This window comes from Pedobacter sp. 01T416_2, from assembly GCF_056398925.1.
Window position 1 is genome coordinate 1 of sequence record NZ_JBFTQI010000871.1, and the last position, 2,320, is coordinate 2,320.

1 protein-coding gene is annotated in these 2,320 nt (G+C 42.9%); it reads left to right on the forward strand.

The window, feature by feature from the left end; genetic code table 11:
* Positions 1-2,273 (forward strand): glycoside hydrolase family 2 TIM barrel-domain containing protein (locus AC1DPQ_RS25245; RefSeq protein WP_477611245.1); only part of this gene is annotated, 2,273 nt, incomplete at its 5' end.
* Positions 2,274-2,320: the final 47 nt, after the last annotated feature.

Below are 2,320 nucleotides of genomic sequence, written 5' to 3' on the forward strand. Positions count from 1 at the left end.
AAACTCATGTGGTTAACCGCAGCAATAGCACCGCTAACCTTAAAGTGCTTACCATTATACAGGATAAAAACGGGCAAAAAATAGCCACTGTAAGTTCAGAAAGTTTATTAGCAGGCCATTCTGATCAGGAGTATGTACAAAAGCTTACGGTTTTAAAACCTAAACTATGGCATCCTGATCATCCTCACTTATATCAACTATTATCAAAAATATATGATGGTAAAACGCTAGTTGATCTAAAAGTTACCTCCATCGGCATTAGAACGATTTCTTTTGCTTCGGCGAATGGGAAAGCCGATGGTTTTTATCTAAATGGCGAAAAACTTTACCTACGTGGGGCCAATCGCCACCAAAGCTACCAGAACATCGGTGATGCCGCTTCTGAATCTATGCAGTGGCGTGATGCGATACAGCTCAAAAAAGGAGGGTTTAATTCAGTCAGGGCATCACATTACCCACAGTCTCCGGTATTTTTAGATGCATGCGATCAATTGGGCCTATTGGTAATCGAATGCGAACCAGGCTGGCAGTTCTTTAATAAAGATTCGGTATTTATCCAGCGAAGCTATGAGCAGGTACGGGARATGATCAGACGGGACCGTAACCGGCCGTCGGTATTTTTGTGGGAAACATCGCTCAACGAATCACCAACACCCGATTATTGGGCAAAAGAAGTAGTGCGCATCGCTCACGAGGAAATGCCAAATAACCAGATGTTCACTGCCGATGATTTCTTTGCTAAAGGAAAAAAATATTACGATGTAAGTTATAAGGTAATCAACGAAGACGGCACCGACCCAATGCCTTCAATGCCATCGCTCACACGCGAATGGGGCGACACCTGGATTGCCGACCCCAAGAAGGAAAACGGCTTAAGGGCATCGCGGATGTACACCGCAAAAGGACTGATTGCCCAGTGTACACTGAGGCAGAATGCACTGAACGGAACGATGCTCGAAGAAGAAGGTGGTTATTGGGACCATGCCAAGTTAGACGCCAATAAGCGGATGGGAGGATATTTTCTCTGGAGCTTTAACGATTATACCCGGGGATCGGACCCACTTACCGCATTCAGCGGCGTGGTGGATATCGACCGCTATGAAAAGTTTGGTTACTACCAGTTAAAAGCGATGCAAGATGCCCGAAATCCGGTATATGGCCCAAATATTTTTATTGCCAGTTATAATAATAACCCCAGTATTGATTCTAATCTGATTATTTTTTCAAATTGCGATAAGGTAAGGCTTTACCGTAACAACCGCTTATTGGGTGAAATATCAAGGGCGCAAAATGCAAAAACATCGCCATTTGTTGCCGCTAAAGGCGGTAGCCCGTACTTTGAGTTTAAAACGAATGCTTATGAGCCAGGTATACTAAGGGCCGAAGGGATATTAGATGGTAAAATAACCTGTTCGCATGTGGTCAGAACTCCAGAACAGCCCGACCATTTAGAAATCGAAGTTGCTGACCGTGGGATCAGTCCTATAGCCGATGGCTCAGATATGATCCCAATTTACATTAAAGTGTGTGATCGGAATGGAACAGTGATCAGTAACAAAGAACAGCTACAGACTTACCCGATCAACTTAAGTGTTTCAGGAAAAGGGACATTGATAGGCGCAAATAAGACACGCTTAAAAATCTCCGATCAACAAACTGAAGGAGGTATCGGTTATGGCATCATCCGCACCAGCGAAAACGCAGGTAATATCAATATAACCGCTTCCTCACCTGGCCTTAAACCTGCAACCAAAACAGTAGTTGCTGTGCCTTACAAAGGAATTTACGCAGCTGATGGTGACCACATAAAATGGAAAAGTGAAGCAGAAACTGCCGATACGGTTACCGCAGACATAAAATCTGATCAATTGCCTCCAATCATTAAGCTAATGCCAAATATGTTCGGTTTTCATGAAGAGATAGGTACCTCGGAATTTGAGAAATTAATTGACGGTGATCCGAGAACAATCTGGACAGCATCAAGAGAGCTACTTCCCTTAACCATAAATATCGACCTGGGAAAATCTGTTACAGTGAAAGGCAACCGCATTATTTGGGGCAAAGACAGCGATTGGTATAACTATTCGCTTCAGTGTTCTGCTGATGGGATAAAATGGATTGATTTAATTACTCTGAGAAAAGTATCAGGACAGGATTATGCGCCCGTGTTTTTTGAAGGCAAAAATATCAGATACCTAAAAATTCAAATATCAGACGTTCAGCCTGAAAAAAGTAAAGTGGCTATCGGCGATCTTACCTTATATGGCTTTTAAGCTATGATAAAATTATTGCTTAAAGTTCTGCCGGCAGGACTTTAAGC